At 73.0% G+C, this 18590-nt stretch carries 20 protein-coding genes, 1 pseudogene and 2 riboswitches; of the genes and pseudogenes, 7 read left to right on the top strand and 14 right to left on the bottom strand.

The genetic code is table 11. The features are described 5' to 3' along the window. Positions 1-51: 51 nt before the first annotated feature. From ACFW6B_RS24725 to ACFW6B_RS24690, 8 genes and pseudogenes are all read right to left on the bottom strand, one after another. The gene (locus ACFW6B_RS24725; protein WP_386598812.1) at positions 52-819 is read right to left on the bottom strand and encodes a CbtA family protein; all 768 of its coding nucleotides are present in this window, start codon (positions 817-819) and stop codon (positions 52-54) included. A 22-nt stretch (positions 820-841) separates the two neighbouring features. Then, complete coding sequence (locus ACFW6B_RS24720; protein WP_386598810.1) at positions 842-1063, bottom strand: CbtB-domain containing protein; 222 nt, start codon at positions 1061-1063, stop codon at positions 842-844. A 39-nt stretch (positions 1064-1102) separates the two neighbouring features. After that, positions 1103-1249, bottom strand: a riboswitch (cobalamin riboswitch). Between the two features lie 58 nt (positions 1250-1307). Further along, a complete protein-coding gene (locus ACFW6B_RS24715; protein ID WP_386598808.1) occupies positions 1308-2408 on the bottom strand; it encodes an enoyl-CoA hydratase/isomerase family protein in 1101 nt (366 codons plus the stop codon). A gap of 192 nt (positions 2409-2600) precedes the next feature. Next, positions 2601-3728 carry an LLM class flavin-dependent oxidoreductase gene (locus ACFW6B_RS24710; protein WP_386598806.1) on the bottom strand — a complete coding sequence of 376 codons (1128 nt, stop codon included), beginning with the start codon at positions 3726-3728 and terminating at the stop codon, positions 2601-2603. 73 nt (positions 3729-3801) lie between these two features. After that, positions 3802-5178, bottom strand: coding sequence for an NtaA/DmoA family FMN-dependent monooxygenase (locus tag ACFW6B_RS24705; RefSeq protein ID WP_386598804.1), 1377 nt, complete (start codon positions 5176-5178; stop codon positions 3802-3804). A 19-nt stretch (positions 5179-5197) separates the two neighbouring features. After that, positions 5198-6406: an LLM class flavin-dependent oxidoreductase gene (locus tag ACFW6B_RS24700; RefSeq protein WP_386598802.1), complete on the bottom strand. Its 1209-nt coding sequence runs from the start codon at positions 6404-6406 to the stop codon at positions 5198-5200. A gap of 94 nt (positions 6407-6500) precedes the next feature. After that, on the bottom strand, positions 6501-7094 hold the full coding sequence (locus ACFW6B_RS24695) for a transporter substrate-binding domain-containing protein (protein WP_386598822.1): 594 nt from the start codon (positions 7092-7094) through the stop codon (positions 6501-6503). Between the two features lie 171 nt (positions 7095-7265). Then, positions 7266-7585: pseudogene (locus ACFW6B_RS24690) on the bottom strand (amino acid ABC transporter permease); the annotation flags it as partial. A gap of 514 nt (positions 7586-8099) precedes the next feature. Continuing rightward, a riboswitch (SAM riboswitch) is annotated at positions 8100-8245 on the top strand. Between ACFW6B_RS24690 and ACFW6B_RS24685 the strand changes: the two are divergent. Both ACFW6B_RS24685 and ACFW6B_RS24680 read left to right on the top strand, forming a co-directional pair. After that, positions 8203-8349 (top strand): putative leader peptide, encoded by a 147-nt coding sequence (locus tag ACFW6B_RS24685; RefSeq protein WP_386598800.1) that lies wholly within the window; start codon positions 8203-8205, stop codon positions 8347-8349. (Overlaps the previous riboswitch by 43 nt.) Positions 8350-8465: 116 nt before the next feature. Next, positions 8466-9251, top strand: coding sequence for a glutathione S-transferase family protein (locus ACFW6B_RS24680; protein ID WP_386598798.1), 786 nt, complete (start codon positions 8466-8468; stop codon positions 9249-9251). 95 nt (positions 9252-9346) lie between these two features. Here the strand turns inward: ACFW6B_RS24680 and ACFW6B_RS24675 are convergent, their stop codons facing one another. Beyond that, entirely contained in the window at positions 9347-9619 is a 273-nt protein-coding gene (locus tag ACFW6B_RS24675; RefSeq protein ID WP_386598796.1) for a hypothetical protein, read from the bottom strand. Positions 9620-9981: 362 nt separating this feature from the next. Here ACFW6B_RS24675 and ACFW6B_RS24670 point away from each other — a divergent pair, with 362 nt between their 5' ends. Both ACFW6B_RS24670 and ACFW6B_RS24665 read left to right on the top strand, forming a co-directional pair. Beyond that, on the top strand, positions 9982-11256 hold the full coding sequence (locus ACFW6B_RS24670) for an acyltransferase family protein (protein WP_386598794.1): 1275 nt from the start codon (positions 9982-9984) through the stop codon (positions 11254-11256). Positions 11257-11319: 63 nt separating this feature from the next. Beyond that, entirely contained in the window at positions 11320-11958 is a 639-nt protein-coding gene (locus ACFW6B_RS24665) for a hypothetical protein (protein ID WP_386598792.1), read from the top strand. A gap of 129 nt (positions 11959-12087) precedes the next feature. On the opposite strand, the gene ACFW6B_RS24660 is transcribed toward ACFW6B_RS24665, so the two are convergent. From ACFW6B_RS24660 to ACFW6B_RS24640, 5 genes are all read right to left on the bottom strand, one after another. After that, entirely contained in the window at positions 12088-13326 is a 1239-nt protein-coding gene (locus ACFW6B_RS24660; RefSeq protein ID WP_386598790.1) for a PP2C family protein-serine/threonine phosphatase, read from the bottom strand. A 91-nt stretch (positions 13327-13417) separates the two neighbouring features. Then, a complete protein-coding gene (locus tag ACFW6B_RS24655) occupies positions 13418-14176 on the bottom strand; it encodes an IclR family transcriptional regulator (protein WP_386598788.1) in 759 nt (252 codons plus the stop codon). A gap of 359 nt (positions 14177-14535) precedes the next feature. Continuing rightward, the gene (locus ACFW6B_RS24650) at positions 14536-14994 is read right to left on the bottom strand and encodes a MarR family winged helix-turn-helix transcriptional regulator (RefSeq protein ID WP_386598787.1); all 459 of its coding nucleotides are present in this window, start codon (positions 14992-14994) and stop codon (positions 14536-14538) included. A gap of 60 nt (positions 14995-15054) precedes the next feature. Beyond that, positions 15055-15414, bottom strand: coding sequence for a DUF6204 family protein (locus ACFW6B_RS24645; RefSeq protein WP_386598785.1), 360 nt, complete (start codon positions 15412-15414; stop codon positions 15055-15057). Between the two features lie 140 nt (positions 15415-15554). Further along, on the bottom strand, positions 15555-15914 hold the full coding sequence (locus tag ACFW6B_RS24640) for a hypothetical protein (protein ID WP_386598783.1): 360 nt from the start codon (positions 15912-15914) through the stop codon (positions 15555-15557). 419 nt (positions 15915-16333) lie between these two features. On the opposite strand from ACFW6B_RS24640, the gene sigK reads away from it, so the two are divergent. From sigK to ACFW6B_RS24625, 3 genes are all read left to right on the top strand, one after another. After that, positions 16334-16936: an ECF RNA polymerase sigma factor SigK gene (sigK, locus tag ACFW6B_RS24635; RefSeq protein WP_386598782.1), complete on the top strand. Its 603-nt coding sequence runs from the start codon at positions 16334-16336 to the stop codon at positions 16934-16936. Next, the gene (locus tag ACFW6B_RS24630; protein WP_386598780.1) at positions 16933-17670 is read left to right on the top strand and encodes an anti-sigma factor domain-containing protein; all 738 of its coding nucleotides are present in this window, start codon (positions 16933-16935) and stop codon (positions 17668-17670) included. The genes sigK and ACFW6B_RS24630 overlap by 4 nt, the downstream gene beginning before the upstream one ends. A 315-nt stretch (positions 17671-17985) precedes the next feature. Continuing rightward, on the top strand, positions 17986-18477 hold the full coding sequence (locus ACFW6B_RS24625; protein WP_386598778.1) for a peptidylprolyl isomerase: 492 nt from the start codon (positions 17986-17988) through the stop codon (positions 18475-18477). Positions 18478-18590: the final 113 nt, after the last annotated feature.

Here is an 18590-nt window from a genome sequence, read left to right as displayed (position 1 = left end):
CCACGGGCCCCCGGAGTGATCCGGGGGCCCGTGGCGTTCACGCGGGAGGGTTCAGTTCACGGCCGGGACCGACCGGCCCGAAGGAGCGTCCGCGGACCGGGGGTTGAGCATGCGCTCGGCCAACTCGCCGAAGAGCAGGCCGAATCCGCCCCACAGGACGGTCTGGATGGCCAGGGCGGAGAGCCTGAACCGCCACAGCAGGGTGGCCGGGAAGTGCTCCGGAACCTCGTTGACCACGGGCAGGAACGCGTAGGCGAGTCCGATCACGACGGCGTAGGCGGCCACCGCGGTGACGGTGGCGTACCAGGCGCCGAGGCTCGGCGCGAGGCGCTTGCCGAGGATGACGGCACCCACCGCGAGGAGCACGCTGAGGACCATCATCAGGAAGTACAGGGCGGTCCGCTTGCCGATGGTGTCGGCGTCACCGACCGCCGGCGGGTTGGCCGGGTACTTCAGGAACGGCACGACGTACACGGCGAGCAGCGCGGTCCCGGACAGCAGGAGCGCGGTGGCACGCGGTCCGAAGCGGCCCACGCGGCCCAGTGCGAAGCAGTAGGCGAGCGCGGCGATCCCTCCGAAGGAGACGCCGTAGACCAGGACGCCGGTGGCGAGGCCCGCGGTGGACTGGAGGCTGCGGGAGACGAGTTCGACCTCTTGCCCGTGCTCGTGCTCGTGCCCCGCGGCGTGGCCTTCCAGGCCGATCGCGGTGTCGACGCTCGGTTCACCGAGGAAGTACGCGACGACCAGGGCGAGTACACCGGCGGCGAGGCCGGCGAGCATGCCGCGTACGAGGAGGTTTCTTACCGTTGCGGAGTTCATGGGTGTGCGCGGTCCCCTCGGGTCAGTGGCAGGGGAAGCCGAGCAGGTGCCGGGCGTCGTGCACCCACTCGTGGACGCCCTCGCCGGAGACGACGGAGGTGGCACCCTGTTCGGCGCCGACGAAGTACAGCAGGACCAGCATGAGGATGCCGAAGAAGGCCGCCCAGGGGACGATCGCGCCGATCGGCAACTTGGCGGGGAGAGCGGGGGTGTTGGCTGTCGGCTGGGCGACGGTCTGCGCCATGGCAGGACCTCCTCGGGAGTTCGCGTCCCATCTCGGTGGTGCACAGGATGACGCCTACGGGTCTGACTCACGGGGCCCAGCGTGGCTGGGACGTCTCGTTCACAGTGGCGCGACCGTGCCGGATTTCCACCGGCTTCCGTCTTGACGTCATCGATATCGGACCGACCGTACCGTGCGACGCGTGCCCGGCCAAGACCGCGCCGACCGGGGTGATCTTCCTCTCGTCCCAGGTGGCGCGCGGTCCTCAGTCCTGCCCCGCCTCCGTCCCCGTGCCGAACTCGCCCTCGGACAGCCCGAGTTCACGCTCGCCCAGAGGTGTGAAGAAGCGCTCGACGTCGGCGTCGGTGACCTCGGCGAGCGTGGCCGGGGACCAGCGCGGCTCGCGGTCCTTGTCGACGATCCGGGCCCGGACGCCCTCGACCAGGTCGGGAGCGGCGAGGGCCGCGCAGGAGACGCGGTACTCCTGGTCCAGGACGCGTTCCAGCGAGCCGAGCCGCCGGGCCCTGCGCAGGGCGGCCAGCGTGACCTTCAGTGCGGTGGGCGAGTTGCCGAGGAGGGTCTCCGCCGTCTCCTTGGCCGCGGGATCGCCGGCCGCGAACAGCCGGTGGACGATCTCCTCGACCGTATCGGCGGCGTAGCAGGCGTCGATCCACTCGCGCCGCTCCGTGAGTTCCGCCGGGGGCGCGGGCCTCTCGTGGGCGGCCAGTGCCTCGGTCACGGGCCGGTCCGCGAGGTCGGCCAGGAACCGCGGGAGCGAGGAGGACGGCACGTAGTGGTCGGCGAGGCCGCACAGCAGGGCGTCCCCGGCGCCGGCCGAGGCTCCCGTCAGGGCGAGATGGGTGCCGAGTTCGCCCGGGGCGAGGGCGAGCAGACGGGTGCCGCCGACGTCGGGGACGAAACCGATGAGGGTCTCGGGCATGGCGACGCGCGAGCGCTCGGTGACGACGCGGACGCTGCCGTGCGCGGAGATCCCGACGCCGCCGCCCATGACGATGCCGTCCATGAGCGCCACGTACGGCTTGGGGTAGCGGGCGATCCGGGCGTTGAGGCGGTACTCGTCGCGCCAGAAGGCGGCGGACGCGGTGCCGTCCCCGTCGCGCGCGTCGTCGTGGACGGCCCGGATGTCGCCGCCCGCGCACAGTCCGCGCTCTCCGGCGCCGGTGATGACGACGGTCTCGACGGCGGGGTCGTGTTCCCAGGCGGTGAGCGCCTCGTCGATCCGGCGCACCATCTCGTGGTTCAGGGCGTTCAGGGCCCTGGGCCGGTTGAGGACGAGGTGGGCGGCCCGTCCCTCGGTGCGCAGCAGGACGGGATCCCCGGCGCCGGGTGCCGCGGTGCCGTTCATCCGGACACATCCGTCAGCCGACGGGCCACGATGACGCGCATGATCTCGGTGGTTCCTTCCACGGTCCGGTCGGTTCGCCGGTCGCGGCGATCTTCTCGCCACCGTACCGCCGGGCGAACCGGCTCCGGCGCGGTGGGCCAGCGGCCCCGGGGCCGGTGGCCCACCGCTTCGCCCATGGCCACCGGCGCCGCGTCACCTCTTTCGCCACTCCTCGGCCAGCAGCTCGTACGACCGCACCCGGTCCGCGTGCCCGTGGGTGATCGTGGTGACGAGCAGCTCGTCGGCGCCCGTGGCCTCCTGCAGCTGCGCCAGCCGGTCGGCGACGCGCCCCGGGGAGCCGACGAACCGGGTGTCGAGGCGGTCCTGGACGAGTGCCCGGTCGGCGTCCGACCAGACGTGGGCGCGTGCCTCGTCCGGGGTGGGGAACTCGATGGCTCCCTCGGCCGTGCGGATGCTGCGCACCCAGAGACCGTATCCGGTGGCGAGTTCCCGGGCCTTCTCGTCGTCCTCGGCGACCACGACGTCCGCGGACACGCTGACGTACGGCTTGTCGAGGAGGTCGGAGGGCTGGAACGCGGCGCGGTAGCCGTCCACCGCCTCCAGCACGGTGGCCGGGCTGACGTGGTAGTTCGCCGCGAACCGCAGTCCGCCGCGGCCCGCGACCTCTGCGCTCCGACCGCCGCTGCTGCCCAGGATCCAGATCTCCAGGTCCGCTCCCTCGCCCGGGACGGCGCGCGCCTCGACGCCGTCCGCGGAGCGGTAGGTGCCCGCGAGGAGCGCGAGGATGTCGTCGATCTGGTCGCCGTAGTCCTGCGACTCGGCGTTCGGCTGCTGGAGGAGGGTGCGCTGGAGGGCGACCCTGGGTGAGCCGAGCAGGTGCTCGAAGGAGAAGCGGGGCGGGATGCGGAGCCCGTTCGGCGCGCGGCCGTCGACCACGGGGGTCGCGGTCACGGGTGGGGCGGACGGCTTGCCGGACGGACGGCCTCCGGAACGCCCGAGGCCCAGGTCGAGGCGGCCGGGGTGCAGCGCGTCGATCAGGCCGAACTCCTCGACCGTGGACAGGGCGGTGCGGTGGCCGAGTTGCACGGCACCGGCGCCGAGCCGGATGGCCGAGGTCGCGGCGGCGGTCAGGGCGATGACGACGGCGGGCGAGGTTCCGGCCACGCCGGGGTTGAGGTGGTGTTCGGCGAACCAGTAGCGGGCGTACCCGAGGCTCTCGGCCCGCCGGGCCAGGTCGATGGAGTTGCGCAGCGCGTCCCCGGCGGTGGAGCCGGAGGAGATCGGGACGAGGTCGAGAACGCCGAGAGGGATGTCGGACATGTGCGGAGGCCTCCTCAGCGCTCGGCGGATGTGCGGGCGGGGGCGTGCGCGACCCGGGCGATCGCCGGGAACCTCATGACGCCGCCCGGTCGGCGAGCGCACCGGCGTCGGGGTGGGCGAGGCCGAGGTGGTCGCGCAGGGTGGTGCCCTCGTACTCGGTGCGGTGGACGCCGCGTTCCTGGAGCAGCGGGACGACCTTGTCGGCGAAGGCGTCGAGGCCGCCCGGGGTGACGTGCGGGACGAGGATGAAACCGTCGGAGGCGTCGGACTGGACGAAGTCGTCGATCGTCTCGGCGACCGTGGCGGGGCTTCCGACGAATGCCTGCCTGCTGCCGGTCTCGATGACGAGGTCGCGGATGGACCAGTTGTTGGCGGCGGCCCGCTCGCGCCACTCGCGGGCGACGGCCAGCGGGTCGCGGTACATCCGGACCTGGGCGCGGCCCCGGGCGACGGTGTGTTCGCCGGGGTCCGGGTCGATGTCGGGAAGCGGGCCGTCCGGGTCGTACGCGGACAGGTCCCGGTTCCAGACGAACTCCAGGTGCTTGATGGCGGTGGCGCCGCTGACCTGCAGCCGCCGTACCTCGCGGGCGTGTTCCTCGGCCTCGGCGTCGGTGTCGCCGAGCACGAAGGTCGCGGCGGGCAGGATCAGCAGTTCGTCGGAGCGGCGGCCGTACCGGGCGAGCCGCGCCTTGACGTCCGTGTAGAAGGCCCGACCCTCCTCGAGGGTGGAGTAGCGGCTGAAAATGGCGTCGGCGCTCGACGCGGCGAACTCGCGGCCCTCCTCGGAGTCGCCGGCCTGGAAGATCACCGGGCGGCCCTGCGGGGAGCGCGGGACGTTGAACCGCCCCTCGATGCCGAAGTGCTGTCCGTGGTGGACGAAGGCCCCGGCCTTGGCGTCGTCGAGGAAGGTGCCGCCCGCCCTGTCGGCGACGATCTCGTCCCCGCGCCAGGAGTCGAAGAGTTCGTTCGCCGTGCTCAGGAACTCCCGGGCCCGGGAGTAGCGCTCCTCCTGGGGCAGGAAGCCGCCGCGGCGGAAGTTCTCGCCGGTGAAGGCGTCCCAGGAGGTGACGACGTTCCAGGCGGCGCGTCCGCCGGAGAGGTGGTCGAGGCTGGCGAACTGGCGGGCGACCTCGTAGGGCTCGTTGAAGGTGGAGTTGATGGTGCCGGTCAGGCCGAGGTGTTCGGTGACGGCGGCGAGCGCGGCCAGGACGGTGAAGGTGTCGGGCCGTCCGACGACGTCCAGGTCGTAGATCTCGCCGCCCTGTTCGCGCAGGCGCAGGCCTTCGGCCAGGAACAGGAAGTCGAACCTGGCGCGTTCGGCGGTGCGCGCGAAGTGCGCGAAGGAGCTGAACTCGATGTGGCTGCCGGCCTCGGGGTCGCTCCACACGGTGGTGTTGTTGACGCCGGGGAAGTGCGCCGCGAGATGGATCTGCTTGAGCGGCTTGCTCATGGTCGGGGGTCCTTCCGGCTCAGGCGGTGGTGGCGTAGCGGTTCGCGGGGCGGGCGAGCCCGAGCAGTCCGCGCAGGGTGCCGGCCTCGTAGGCCCGCCGGAAGGCGCCTCGGCGCTGGAGTTCGGGCACCAGAGCACGGGTGATGGCGGGAAGGTCGTGCCCGGCGACGGCGGGCCGCAGCCGGAATCCGGACAGCCCCGCCTCGCCCAGTTCCTGCAGGAGGTCGGCGAGTTCGGCCGGTGTTCCGGTGAAGATCCGGGCGTCGCTCGTGTACGGGTGGCCCGCGAGGGCGTCCAGTCGCCCGCGGCGGTCCTCGGCGGCTCCGGGGGTGTCGTCCAGGAAGACCACGAGGTCGCCGAAGACGTGCACGGTCTCGTCCCCGCGGCCTGCCGCGGTCTGTTCGGTGCGGATCTCCTCGACGACGGCCCGGGCCTGGCCGGCGTCGTGCGGGGTGACGTAACCGACGTCGGCGGACCCGGCCACCAGCCGGTAGGGGACGGTGGCGTGCGCGAGTGCGCTGACGATCGGCTGGCCCTGGGGCGGCCGCGGGGTGATCGAGGGGCCCTTGACGCTGAAGCGGCGGCCCTCGAAGTCGATGTGGTGCAGCTTGCCGCGGTCGATGAAGCGGCCGGTGGCGACGTCCCGGATCTCCGCGTCGTCCTCCCAGCTGTCCCAGAGCCTGCGGACCGCCTCGACGTAGTCGGCGGCCTCGTCGAAGAGGTCCGTCACGAGTTCCTGTCCGGCGGGCGTGCCGTAGTCCTGGACGCGGAACGGCGGGAACGTACGGCGGCCGAAGTGCGCGGCCTCGTTCTGGCGTGCCGAGACCTGTACGCGCACACCCGCACGGCCGGTGCTCACATAGTCGAGGGTGGCGATCGCCTTGGAGATATGGAACGGCTCTGTGTGCGTGACCACCACGGTCGGAACCACACCGATGTGACGGGTCAGCGGCGCGACCCGCGCGGCGATGAGGACGGCGTCCAGGCGTCCGCGGACCTGGTCGGTGCGGCCGTCCGGTTCCGTGGGTGAGGAGGACTGGAGGCCGAGGGAGTCCTCGATGGTCACGAAGTCGAGCAGACCGTGCTCGGCCTCGGTGACCAGACCGGCCCAGTAGGCGGCGGTGAGCAGTTCGCCGGGCCGGGCGGCGGGCTCGCGCCAGGCCGCCGGGTGCCAGCCGGCGCCGTCGAGGGCGACGGCGAGATGCAGAGGAGAGGGTGACGAGGACACGGGAGGCGCCTTCCTGGTCGATCGTACGAGGAGTCCCGCCCCGCCCCGGGGGACTTCCCATTGCACGGCGAAGTCCCCCTGGGCGGGAGGTGGTTCAGGAGTTGTCGAGCGGCAGGCCGGGCGGGTCGACCCGGGAGGTCCCCACCGCTTCGTCGGAGAGGTTCCAGGCGGCCGGCCACTCGGCGTACTGGCCGCTCTCGATCAGGTGGTTGACGGCGGCGGCGACCGGCTTCGCGAGACCGCTGTCCTTCTTGGCGGTGGCCGCGATCAGCCCCTGGAGCGTCGCGCCCGCACCGGAGAACCGGCCCGCGTTGCGGGTCGGGTGGGGGGACTTGGCGTTCTGGGTGACGGGGTAGGCGACGGCGGGGTTGGGGCTGAAAGCGGCGTCGACCTTGCCGCTGTCGACACCGACGAACAGGTTCTCCCAGGTCGAGTTCCTCACCACGGGCTTCGGCCCGAGGACCGCCGCGACCAGTCTGCCGAGGTCGGGTTCGCTGCCGGTGAGTGCCTTCTGGTCCTCACCGACGAAGTTCAGTGGCGCCGATCCGGAGGGCAGGGCGCCGACCGTCACCTCCCCGGGCCGCACGGTCAACCGGACGCCTCGCAGGACCTGTTGGGCGCCGTACCACTTGTGGACGTCGTGCACCTCGACCGCCGCGGGCCGTGGGCCGTTCGTCTCGCCGCTCATGTCGCCGTCTCCCTCCGGAACCGGGCCCGCGTCTCGCGCAGACCGTTCCGCGCCTTCTGCAGCGGGGTCGGCGGCAGCGTGCGCAGGGCGCCGCGCGAGTGGTCTCGCGAACTGGTACCGCTTCGGCAGGCCCAGGGCGGAAGCCGCCTCGTGCTGGCCCTGGTCGACGGAGAGGATGCCGCCCAGCAGTGCCAGCACCGCGCTGCAGAGGGCGACTTCGAGGGTGATGAACAGGCCGTCGACGATGACCGGCCGCAGGAACCAGTACCGGAAGCGGTCCCCCTGGTAGAAGGGTTGGTCACCAGGCCGTGGGCGATCTGGGCGACCAGCACGAGCACGACGGCCGGGACGAGGCGGCGGCCGGGACGCCGGAGCGGAAGGACCCGCTGGGCCGCCGGGGACTCGGGCGCGGCGGGGAGGCCGGTACGGGGGACCGCCTCGGCGGGTGCCGCCGGCCCGAAGGACACGGCGCTGCCGGGAGGTTGACTCATGGAGGGCTCCAGCGGATTCGGACACCCCGGACCGCGAAGGCGTCGGCACCGCACCGAGCGGGACGGCTCGGCGCACGGCGGTGCGCGGGCACACGGGGAACGGGGGCTGGACGGGGAAGGACGCGTCGCGGCGGCGACGGCCGTCGAGGACTCGGAGAGCCGTCAGCCCCGGATCACCGGGAAGTCGATGCCGGCCCGAGTTCGTCGAGGACTCGAGAAGACCGTCAGCATCGGCTGACGGGAGGTCACATGCCCGTACAGAGAGCGCTGTTGACGCGCAGCAGGTCCACGGAGCGGTCGGCGCACAGCACGTCGCGGCCGAGGCGGCGCCATGCGGCGGTCCCCTCGACTGTGCGCATCGCCGTCACCATTTCTTCTCCGGTCCGAAGGAATCCCGCTCGTGCCGCACGTTAGGCCCGCCCCGAAAAGAATGTCAATGACGGTGACCACCAGGTGAGATCGCGCCGTACGCCTTCTTGACGGCACCTCAGAGCGGGCCGAAACTGGCCTGGACGGTCACGATTGTCAGCGCCCACGGTGCGGGTAGAACCCCCTCCAGTGGTCATCGGCCCCGGCCCGCTGGCAGGCAACCCTTCCGCTGCGACGGGGTGCCCCGGGTGACGACCGGGTCCCGCCGGTGCGGCGGGGCAAGCGCGGTCTCGCGTCTCGCGAGCCCTGAGTGGGGACTGGTGGGAATTTTGCCCAGGAGCGGTTTGACGAGGCGCCTGCACATCGATCTGCTGCGTGTCTCCAGCGCTTACTGATCCCTGACCGGTCCGTCGATCCGGACCGGTGCGACCAGTGCAAGTGCAGTCAATCCGCATCCGGCCGCCGGTGCCCACAAAGCGGCGGTGGCTTCCGCCTTCCCCCAGGGAGAGTCATGCCCGAGACAGCTTCGCGCACGTCCAGCACCGTCAACTCGCGTCCCTGTGATCCCGTTCCGCTCCCCTCCGCCCTTCGTCTCCAGCCGGCACCGTCCGCTCTCCCCCACCGTGTCGACAGCCGCATCGGCGTCGGTCTCGCCGGCGGCTTCTACCCCGCCCCCCACCGCTACGAGCTGTATCTGTCGCGGAACTGTCCGCACTCGCTGCGCATCGCCGTCACCCTCGGGCTCCTCGGTCTGCGGGACTCGGTCGCCACCACGCTCCTCGCGGACCCGGCGCGGACACCCGACGCCTTCGCCGCGCTGCGCCGTGCCTACGAGGCCACCGAGCACCACTTCGACGGACCGCTCACGGCACCCGCCCTGTGCGACCGCTGGAGCGGACGCATCGTCAGCAATCACGCGCCCGCCATCCTCCGCGACCTCTCCGGGCTGCTCTCCGGGCACAGCACAACCGGCCCCTCCCCCCTCCGTCCCCCGTCCCTCGCCGCCGGCATCGACGCCCTCCGCGATCTGCTGGACCGCGATGTCACCCCGTCCACCTCGCCCTCGGAGCTCGCGGCGGCCCTGGACCTGCTGGACCGCCGGCTCGCCACGCGGCCCTACGTGCTGGGCGACTCGCTCACGGCGGCGGACGTGGACGTGTGGACGGCACTCACCGGGCTGGGCCGGTCCGACGGACTCCACTCGCGTCCCCGGCTCCAGGAGTACGTGGACCGTCTCCGCGACCACCCGGCCTTCCGGTACGGGCACGAGGTGGTGCTCCCGGCGGAGGGCGTCTGACGCTCCCGCCGGAACCGGCGTGCCGGGCAGGCGGGCGGTTCCTCCCGCGGACGGCGGGCGCCGGGCCGGAGCCACCGGCCCGGCCGCCGTACGGATCACTCGCGCGGAACCAGCAGGACGCTCAGGCCCTTCAGGCTCGACGCCCACTGCCGGCCCTGCTCCAGGGTCTCGCGTCCCGGGCCGAGGATCTGTTCCTGCAGGTACAGCGCCGACTCGCGGAGTTCCTCCCACGGTTCCTGCACCTCGAAGGCACGCCTCGACCGCTCCACGGAGCCGACCAGGGCACGACAGGCCTCCTCGACGTCGGCGACGTTCTGCCCGGCCGATCCGACGCCGTCGATCGACCACGTCATCCACAGGCGACCCATGGCATCACTCTGTCCCATCCCCGGAGACCACGCATGCCCACTGCACGGAGCGCCCGCCGGAATCACCCGCGGCCTCCGTCCTGAGGCGGCCGGGGCGTCCTGACACCCGCGGGGCGTCCCGAGAGCTCGGCCGGAAGCGTCCGCCCGGGTACGGCCGCGGACCGGCGCCCCCGGCCGCGCGCACCTGTCCCCTCCCCCGGAACACCGCTTGAACGCGCCACGGACCGGCGCGTGGGCGATCCTGGCGACAAGCCGTCCCATCAGGGCGTGCCCCGCACCGGGCCGCCCCGCTCGCCGTGTCCGTCTCCGGCCGGCCCGGCGAACCCGCCACCCCGCACGACCCGGTTCAGGCAGGCGACTCCATGGAACCCGCACCTCCCGTTTCCCGGTCGCTCCCCCCGGCACCGTCCTCGGCCTCACCACGACCGGCGTCCGGCGGATCCGCCGGTACACCTCGTCTCGGCTGGCTGGACGCCCTGCGCGGGATCGCCGCGCTTCTCGTGGCGGTCGAGCACTCGTCGTACTCCTTCATGGCGGAGTTCCGGGAGCGGCTGATGCCCGAGCTGAACGTCGGCCGGTACGGCGTCATGGTGTTCTTCCTGGTGAGCGGCTACGTCATCCCCGCCTCGCTGGAGCGCCGGGGCAGCATCAGGGCCTTCTGGACCGGGCGGGCCTTCCGCATCTACCCGCTGTGGGCGGCGGTGGTGGGTTCGGCCGTGGCGCTGAACCTGCTGGGCGTCGCGCATCTCGGCGCCCGCTTCGACGGGCGGGACCCCGTCACGGTGGCCGCCGCGCACGTCACCCTGCTCCAGGAACTGCTGGGAACGCCGAGCGTCGTCCTCGTCCTGTGGACGCTGTCGTACGAGCTGGCGTTCTACCTGCTGGTCGTCGCCCTGTTCACGGTCCGGCTGCACCGGCGTCCGGCGGCCGTCTCCGTGGTCCTCGGAGCGCTGGCCGCCGTGAGCGCGGTGGTGGCCTTCGTGCCGACGGCGTCCGCGCTGTCCTCGGCGGTCGGCACCGGCACGCTCGTCGCGCTCGCCTCGGTGGCCCTGGTGCTCGCCGTCCGCTGCGGGAGTTCGGCGACGTCCGCGCTGCGTGTGCCGGGAGCCCTGGCCGGAGGGCTGCTCGCGCTGGTCCTGGTCTCCTTCAACGGCACCGTTCCCCTCTGGGAAGGGCTGCTGATCCTCGCCGTGATGTTCCTCGGCACCGCGGTCCAGCGGGCGGAGAGCGGGGAGAGCAGCTGGCCGCGCGTGGCCCGCACCGCCGTCGTGGTGCTGATCTGCGCCGTGGGGAGCGCGTACGGGTACGGCGACACGGCTCACTTCGCGCGGCGCGGCTGGATCACGGCCTTCCTCCTGGCCGTGCTCACCTTCGGCGCGGCCCTCGCGCTGCGCCACCGGAGGTTCCCGCGCGCGCTGATCTGGCTGGGGACGGTCAGCTACTCGGTGTACCTGGTCCATCCAGTCCTGCTGGCGGTGAGCGACGGTGTGATCGGCCGGTGCCGGCACGACAGTCCCGTGCTCGAGGCGGCGTTCTTCGCGGTGCTGCTGCCGTTGTGCGCGCTGAGCCACCGCTTCGTCGAGGTGCCGGGTCTGGCCCGGGGGCGGGAGCGGATCCGGCGCATTCGTTCGACATGACCCCGTCACCGCGTGGTCCGTAGTAGACATGTCCCCCGGACAGGGCGCGGCGTACGGAGGGGCATGAACGGAACGAGGTGGGCCGCGCGGCGGCGCGGACGCTGGCCGGCGCCGTGGACCGTCGCCCCGGTCGCACTGGCCGCGGCCGGTGTCCTGGTCTGTCTGGTCGTGGCGTTCCGGCCCGGTCACCAGGACGACGGGGGACGCACCGCGGCCCCGGCGGTCACCGGCTCACCGGGGACCGCGGCTCCCGGCCAGGGGTCTTCGGCCGGACCGGCGTCCCCCGCGGGGACACGGTCGCCCGGCCCCTCGGTCTCCCCGACCGCGGCGGCCCGCCCCTCCACGGCTTCGGCACGGCCGTCGGCCCCGGGCACCTCCTGGACCACGGCCGCGACCGCGCCGCTGGCGGGACGGATCCGCCCGGGCGTCGGCTACCGGGGAGTGGCGACCACGTACGACGCCGGGACCGGCGACGGGGCCTGCTCCTACGGTCCGGACGACGACCCCATGACCGCGGCCATGAACCACACGGACTACGAGGCGTCCAAGGCGTGCGGGGCCTACGTGCTGGTGCGCGCGGCCGACGGCGCCACCGTGACGGTCCGGATCACCGACGTCTACGGTGAACGCCTGACGGCCGACGGCATCGCGCTGCGTCCCGGGACCGCGCAGACGACCCGGCTCCAGTTCGCGCGCCACTGACCCGTTCCGGCGTGCGCCCCGTCGCAGGACTCGTTCCGGTGCGCGCCACCGCACGAACCGTTCCGCAGCGCCCCGTCACACGCAGGAGCGCCCCGTCGTACGACGGGGCGCGGGCCCTCTTCCGAACCGCTACTCCGGGCCCCCGCAGCAGACCACGTCCGCGGCGTGCCGCCCGGGCGGGGCGGGAACGGCGGCGGAGCCACCGCTCGCGGCGGTGGCGGACGCGTGCTCGACGGGGACCGGCTTGCGGAGCAGCAGCAGGGCCGCGTCGTCGTGCAGCCGGCCGCCCACATGGGCCTGGAGCTCGGCGTCGAGCGCGGCGAGCGTGGTGGCCGGCTCGTCGGACACGTGCCGGGCCAGCCCCTCGGCGAGGGCGTAGAACCTCCGGCCGTGGTCGCGGGCCTCGGTGACCCCGTCGGTGTACAGCAGGAGCTGGTCGCCGTCTGCCAGGGGCAGCACCTGGAGGCTCGGGGTCTCACCCGTCAGGGCCCGCAGCCCGAGCGGCGGAGCGGGGTTGACGGGGTCGACCGACGCGACGCTCCCGGAGGCGCGGACGTGCAGCGGAGGCGCGTGCCCGCAGTTGACGACCTCCAGGCGGCCCGGTTCCGGGTACCCGGCGACGACGGCGGTCACGAAGTCGTCGTAGCCGAGGTTGCGCGCCAGACTCCGTTCGATCCGGGCGACGACGTCGAGGAGGTCGGGCTCGTCGTAGGCGGCCTCGCGGAAGACGCCGAGCACGAGCGCGGCCGTGCCCACGGCCGGCAGCCCCTTGCCCCGGACGTCTCCGATGATCATTCGGACGCCGTACGGCGTCGGCACCAGCGCGTAGAGGTCCCCGCCGATCCGGGCCTCCGCGGCGGCGGCGCTGTAGCGGACGGCCACCTGGAACGGTCCGACACTCGACGGTATGGGGGCGAGCAGCGCGTGCTGGGCGGCCTCCGCGACGGAGCGGACGGCCGCGAGGACCCTCTCCCGGCGCCAGCGCAGCACGCTGGCCAGCGCGCTCGCCAGGGTGACGGCCACCAGGGCGGACAGGACGGCCGTGAGCTGGCCGCCCGGCACACCGTCCCGGGTGCCGAGCACCACGCTCAGCGCCGCGGCCAGGGAACCGACGCACAGGACTCCGCAGGGCCGGCTGGTGGTGGCCGCCAGCGCGGGTCCGGCGGCCAGCAGCGGCAGCCAGATCACACCCGCTCCCCCGGCCAGGTCGACGAGCACGACGAGCGCGACGACCAGCAGGGGCAGCACCGGTGTGCCGAAGGCGAGGTGGGCCGCGCGCTTGCGGGCCGCCGCCCAGGAACCGGCGTCTCGGTTCCTGAACGTCCGTTTCGGCCAGTGCTCGCCACCGTGCTCTCGGGCCCGACTCATGCTCGTCCGCAGTCCTCACCTGAGTTCATTCCTGAATTGTCCGGTTGATTCAGGAAAGACGTTCGAGGCGGGCGCCACAAGCGCCGAGATTTCAGATAGTGAGCGAGAGGCTCCTGGTCACCCGGTTCGCGGTCGGGATCAGCCGTGTCAGGACCTCGTCGAGCCGGGACAGGCGCTCCGCGGGGAGCGAGACCCCGAGCGAGCCCAGCGTCTCCCCGCTGTAGACGGGTACGGCGACGCAGACCGTGCCGAGAGCGTACTCCTCCAGGTCCGTGACGGCCGGGGCCACCGGCGAGGACGCCAGGTGACGCAGCAGTTCGCGCCGGCTGGTGATGGTCCGCGGGGTGAGGTCGGGAAGGGCGTGCCGGGCGAGGTAGTCGTTGCGGGACTCCTCGTCCAGCTCCCGCAGCACGGACTTGCCCAGCGCGGTGGCGTGCCCGGCGTCCTCGAAACCGACCCACAGGTCGACCCGGGGCGCCCGGGGCCCGTCGACGATCTCGGCGACCCTGATCTCGCCGTCCTCGTAGAAGGTGAGGTAGGCCGCCGAGGCGAGCTCGTCGCGCAGGGCGGCGAGCGTGGGACGGACCCGGCTGAGCAGTGCCTGCCCCCGGCCCTGGGTCCGCAGGGTCTGCATCTTGTCGCCGAGGATGAAGCCGCCGTCGTCGAGCTTGCGGAGGTAACCGTCGTGGACGAGGGTCCGGAGCAGGTGATAGGCGGTGGCCAGCGGCAGCTCGGTCTCGCGTGCGAGCTGTTTGGCGGGCGCGCCGTTCTCGTGCGCGCTCACCGCCTCCAGCAGGCGGAAGGCCCGCTGGACGGAGGTGATGAGCGTGGGCCCGTCGCGAGCTTCCATGCCACCAGCGTGCGCCGGGGCCACCGGACAGGCAAGGCGTCCCCGGACACCCGTCCGGTCCGCGCACCGGCTCGTGACACCCGCGACACGCCTCGTCACACCCGGTCGTGGCGTCCCGTGGGCCCCGCGGCGGCCCCGACGGCCACGACACCTGGGGCGCCCCGTCCGACGGGACGGACACCCGGTCCGGGGCGAGGCGCACGGGGCGCCGCCGACCGGTGGTACACGGTTCCGGGCGAGACGCTCGGGGGCCGCCGACCGGTGGTACGCGGTTCCGGGCGAGACGCTCGGGGCGCCGCCAGCCGGCGGGACGCCGGACGACGGCGGAGGCGCCCCGCCCGGAACCGCGGGTGGCGGGCTCAGGAGCCGCCGGACTCCCGCCGGGGGAACCCGGCGCCGCCGAGACGGCCGAGGAACCCGGCGAGCCGCGCCGTCTCCTCCTCGGTCCACGCCTGTTCGGCGAAGACCTCCGCCGCGACCCGTTCGGCGGTGACGAGCATCTCCGACAGCCGCTCCCGGCCGGTCTCCGTCAGGGTCGCGTAGGCCACCCGCGCGTCACGGGCGTCCGGGTCCCGTCTGACCAGGCCGATGCGCTCCAGGGGTACGAGACCCCGCGTGACACCGGAGGCGGTCAGCCCCAGCGCCTCCGCCAGGTCCACCCGGCGCATGCGGTCGCCCGGCGCCTCGGACAGCCGCAGCAGCATCGTGAAGTCCGCCAGGCTCACTCCGTGCAGGCCGCCGAGGCTGGCGTCGAACCGCTTCACCATGGCCGTCTGCGCCCGCACCAGACGCAGTACCGCGTCCAGCCCTCCATTCATTGACATCTCCTTGACCAGTCAAGCATATGGGCGGCTTGAGCCACCATGACATACGGGGCATCAGGGTGCTTTCTGTGCGGCGGCCCGGCGCTGCCGCTTGCCGAGGGGTGCCTGGGAGAGGTCTTCGGCCTGGGACTTGAGCCTCTTGAAGCCGTAGCCGCGTTCGGTGAGCCAGGCCGTCGCGGCGGCCTCGGCCCGTTCGACGGCCTCCAAGATGTCCTCCTCGGCCTCCCCCGAGTCCAGGAAACGGAAGGTGAAGGCCGGGCGCGCGGCCACGTCGTAGCTGAGGTGCCCTTCGGGGGTGAAGGCCGCCCGCAGGACGTCGTGCTCCGGAGCGTGCGCCAGGAGCTCGGCGCGCTGGTCGGCGTCGAGCCCGTCGAAGACACCGCGAACGGTGACGCGGAAGGTGCGTGTGGTCATCGGACGAGCGTAACCAACGGGATCGCCCCCGCTCCACCTCGTTTCCGGGGCACCCACCGCGGGCGCGGGACGCGTACGAACCGGAGCGGACCGGGGGCGGGGTGACCGCGCCCCCGGTCCTCACTCCTCGACCGGTGCGCTCAGTGGCCGTGCTGGTGCCGGCAGTCCCAGTGGGCCTTGACCCACACGTGCTCCCAGTGACCGGGAACGTAGACCCACTTCTTCACCCAGCCGTGGGCGTGGTGACCGTGGTGCCAGGAGTCCTGGTGGACCCACTTCTTGACCCAGTGTCCGGGCACCCACTTCTTCTCCCAGTGGCCCTTCTTCCACTTGCAGTGGTCGTGGTGGTCGTGATGGCCGGGGGCAGCCACCGAAGACGTGGACGACTGCGCCGGAGCCGCGGTGGCGGCACCGGACGTGCCCAGAGCGGCCCCTCCGGCCAGCAGGCCCGTCGCGGCCGCCGCGGCGAGCAGCCTCCTGGGGCCGATGCGTGCGGTCATCGGACTCACCTCCCTCGCAACGTGATGGACGAGCACAACGGGGGCCGTTGTCCGGGAAGTTCACGCCGAAACTGACGGTGTGTTCCCAGGCCCTCGTCGTGCGGGACACAGAGCATTCGGAGCGACAAAAGGTATGTATGAGGATAGACCTGTGTAAGTTTCCGGTACGAGTTTCAGGGAGGGGCGGACCGGGACCCGTCGGCCCATCCGCGGGCCGGACGGCCACGAATACACGGTGACGGGGCCCCTCCCCGCGGAACCGGTCGCCGGCCACGGCGGTCGCCCGCGGCCGCGGCCGGTCTCCGCGCACCCGCGCACCCGTCGTCGGCGAACGGCCCCGTCGCGCTGCGAAGGAGGCCGCGAGGACGGAGAGTCGAGCCGGACGGGCCAGGCCGAGAAGGAAGCGACGGACGGATTCTGTGAGCGATGCCAAGACCGGCCGGGACGGACACGGTTCGCGGCGGCACCCACCGGCGGAGGCGTGGCTGGACGCCCGGCTGCAGCGCGCCGCGCAGGGCGACCAGGACGCGTTCGCCGATGTGTACGAGACTTTGGCACGGCCGGTCAAGGGCCTGGTCCGCCGCGTCCTGCGGGACGAGGCGCAGGCCGAGGAGGTGACACAGGACGTGATGGTGGAGATCTGGCGGACCGCGGGCCGCTACCGCCCCGAACTCGGAACCGCCCGGGGGTGGGCCCTGACTCTCGCGCACCGCAGGGCCGTCGACCGGGTCCGGCACGTCCAGGCCGGCACGGAACGGGAGCGGCGCAGCGCCCTGCTCACGGAGGACCCTCCCTTCGACGAGGTGGCCGAGGCCGTGGAGCGGCACGAGGAGCACGATCGCGTGCAGCGCTGTCTCGCCGGCCTGGAACGGCATCAGCGCGTACCGCTGGTGCTCGCCTACTACGAGGGCATGACCTATCTGGAGGTGGCCGCCTGTCTGGCCACCCCGGCGGGCACCGTGAAGTCACGGATGCGCTCCGGGCTGCGTCTGCTGCGCAGATGTCTGGAGGGCGGCCGATGACGGACGCCGGGGAAGACCCGCACCAGCTCGTGGGCGCGTACGTCCTGCACGCCCTGCCGGCCGCCGAGGAGGCCTCCTTCGAGAACCACCTCGCCGGCTGTGCCGCGTGCCGGGACGAGGTGGCGGAGCTGTCCGAGGTCACGCTGCGACTCGCCTCGGACCAGGACGCGACCCCGTCCCCCGAGCTGCGCCGGCACGTCTTCGAACAGATCGCGCACACGCGTCAGGAGCGGCCCGCGCGCACCCTTCCGGCCCCTCGGCGGGCGTTGCGGGTGGCCCTGGCGGCGTGTCTGGCCCTCGCGGCGGCGCTCGGCGGAGTGGCCGTCTGGCAGCACGCCCGGGCGGACGACGCGCAGGCCGAAGCCGCCGCCGGGAGGGCGCGGGCGTCCGTCCTCACCGACCTCCTGACGGCCGCGGACGCCACGATCAGCACGCGGAGACTGGCCGACGGGGGCGACATCAGCGTCGTCGCCTCCCGCTCCCAGGGCCGGGCGGCCTTCATCGCCTCGGGTCTGCCCCGCCTCGATGACGACCAGGTCTACGAACTCTGGTACGCCGCCGAGTCCGGTGCCCTGCGCCCAGCGGGCCTGCTCCCCGGCTCCGGCGGCGGGCACGCCCAACTGCTCCGCGGTTCCCTGGACGACGTCAGCGCCGTGGGCATCACGGCCGAACCGGCGGGCGGATCGAAGCAGCCCACGAGCGAGCCGCTCGGCATCGTCACGGTGCCCGCCTGACGCTCCGTCGGCCGGTTCCCTCCGGCCGACGGTCCCGGGCGGCGCGGTCCCGTGAGCCGTCCCGCCGTCGCCGGGACCACCGTGCCCGACGTCCCACGAACACCCCGGAGGGACGATTCCGGTGTGCGGTCGCGAACCCGGGCGGCCCCGTGCGAGGCCGCCGCTCCCCGGGGAGTTTCCGGGGCGTGTGCCTCCGGCGGCCCGTCGTTCCGTCCCCCCGGGCCTCGCACCTCATGATCACCCCCGGTCACGCGTCCACCGCCCCGGCTTCTCTATGCTCGGGGACGAACCTTCACATACATGAGGAGCAGAGCAATGGGCCAGAACGTATTCTTCGAGGTCACCGCCAACGGCGAGCCGCTGGGCCGCATCGAGTTCAAGCTCTACGACGACGTCGTTCCGAAGACCGCGCGGAACTTCCGTGAGCTCGCCACCGGCCAGCACGGTTTCGGTTACGAGGGCTCGCCGTTCCATCGCGTCATCCCGGACTTCATGCTCCAGGGCGGCGACTTCACCAACCAGAACGGCACGGGCGGCAAGAGCATCTACGGCGAGAAGTTCGCCGACGAGAACTTCAAGCTCAAGCACACCAAGCCGGGTCTGCTGTCGATGGCCAACGCGGGCAAGAACACCAACGGCTCGCAGTTCTTCATCACCACCATCGTCACCGGCTGGCTGGACGGCAAGCACGTCGTCTTCGGCGAGGTCGTCGAGGGCATGGACGTCGTGAAGGCGATCGAGGCGCTCGGCAGCGACTCCGGCAGGACCTCCAAGAAGATCGTCATCTCCAAGAGCGGCACCGTCTGATCGGTCCGGCAACCGGACCGGCAGCCGGTCCGGGTCCGTCCCGCGGACACGCACCGGCGGGGGGGGGGGGGGGGGGGGCCCCCCCCCCCCCCCCCCGCGGCGGCGCCCCCGCG

It is taken from the genome of Streptomyces sp. NPDC058751 (genome assembly GCF_042746485.1).
GTDB lineage: Bacteria > Actinomycetota > Actinomycetes > Streptomycetales > Streptomycetaceae > Streptomyces.
This window is presented reverse-complemented; position numbering and strand designations above follow the sequence as displayed.

What these genes read in the sequence shown, in the direction of transcription:
- ACFW6B_RS24665 (WP_386598792.1), top strand. Translation starts at nt 11,320, where the DNA reads ATGAACGGAACGAGGTGGGCCGCGCGGCGGCGCGGACGCTGGCCGGCG.
- ACFW6B_RS24695 (WP_386598822.1), bottom strand. Translation starts at nt 7,094, where the DNA reads ATGAGCGGCGAGACGAACGGCCCACGGCCCGCGGCGGTCGAGGTGCAC.
- ACFW6B_RS24725 (WP_386598812.1), bottom strand. Translation starts at nt 819, where the DNA reads ATGAACTCCGCAACGGTAAGAAACCTCCTCGTACGCGGCATGCTCGCC.
- ACFW6B_RS24655 (WP_386598788.1), bottom strand. Translation starts at nt 14,176, where the DNA reads ATGGAAGCTCGCGACGGGCCCACGCTCATCACCTCCGTCCAGCGGGCC.
- ACFW6B_RS24705 (WP_386598804.1), bottom strand. Translation starts at nt 5,178, where the DNA reads ATGAGCAAGCCGCTCAAGCAGATCCATCTCGCGGCGCACTTCCCCGGC.
- ACFW6B_RS24640 (WP_386598783.1), bottom strand. Translation starts at nt 15,914, where the DNA reads ATGACCGCACGCATCGGCCCCAGGAGGCTGCTCGCCGCGGCGGCCGCG.
- ACFW6B_RS24675 (WP_386598796.1), bottom strand. Translation starts at nt 9,619, where the DNA reads ATGGGTCGCCTGTGGATGACGTGGTCGATCGACGGCGTCGGATCGGCC.
- ACFW6B_RS24680 (WP_386598798.1), top strand. Translation starts at nt 8,466, where the DNA reads ATGCCCGAGACAGCTTCGCGCACGTCCAGCACCGTCAACTCGCGTCCC.
- ACFW6B_RS24660 (WP_386598790.1), bottom strand. Translation starts at nt 13,326, where the DNA reads ATGAGTCGGGCCCGAGAGCACGGTGGCGAGCACTGGCCGAAACGGACG.
- ACFW6B_RS24650 (WP_386598787.1), bottom strand. Translation starts at nt 14,994, where the DNA reads ATGAATGGAGGGCTGGACGCGGTACTGCGTCTGGTGCGGGCGCAGACG.
- ACFW6B_RS24710 (WP_386598806.1), bottom strand. Translation starts at nt 3,728, where the DNA reads ATGTCCGACATCCCTCTCGGCGTTCTCGACCTCGTCCCGATCTCCTCC.
- ACFW6B_RS24645 (WP_386598785.1), bottom strand. Translation starts at nt 15,414, where the DNA reads ATGACCACACGCACCTTCCGCGTCACCGTTCGCGGTGTCTTCGACGGG.
- ACFW6B_RS24715 (WP_386598808.1), bottom strand. Translation starts at nt 2,408, where the DNA reads ATGAACGGCACCGCGGCACCCGGCGCCGGGGATCCCGTCCTGCTGCGC.
- ACFW6B_RS24720 (WP_386598810.1), bottom strand. Translation starts at nt 1,063, where the DNA reads ATGGCGCAGACCGTCGCCCAGCCGACAGCCAACACCCCCGCTCTCCCC.
- ACFW6B_RS24630 (WP_386598780.1), top strand. Translation starts at nt 16,933, where the DNA reads ATGACGGACGCCGGGGAAGACCCGCACCAGCTCGTGGGCGCGTACGTC.
- ACFW6B_RS24670 (WP_386598794.1), top strand. Translation starts at nt 9,982, where the DNA reads ATGGAACCCGCACCTCCCGTTTCCCGGTCGCTCCCCCCGGCACCGTCC.
- ACFW6B_RS24625 (WP_386598778.1), top strand. Translation starts at nt 17,986, where the DNA reads ATGGGCCAGAACGTATTCTTCGAGGTCACCGCCAACGGCGAGCCGCTG.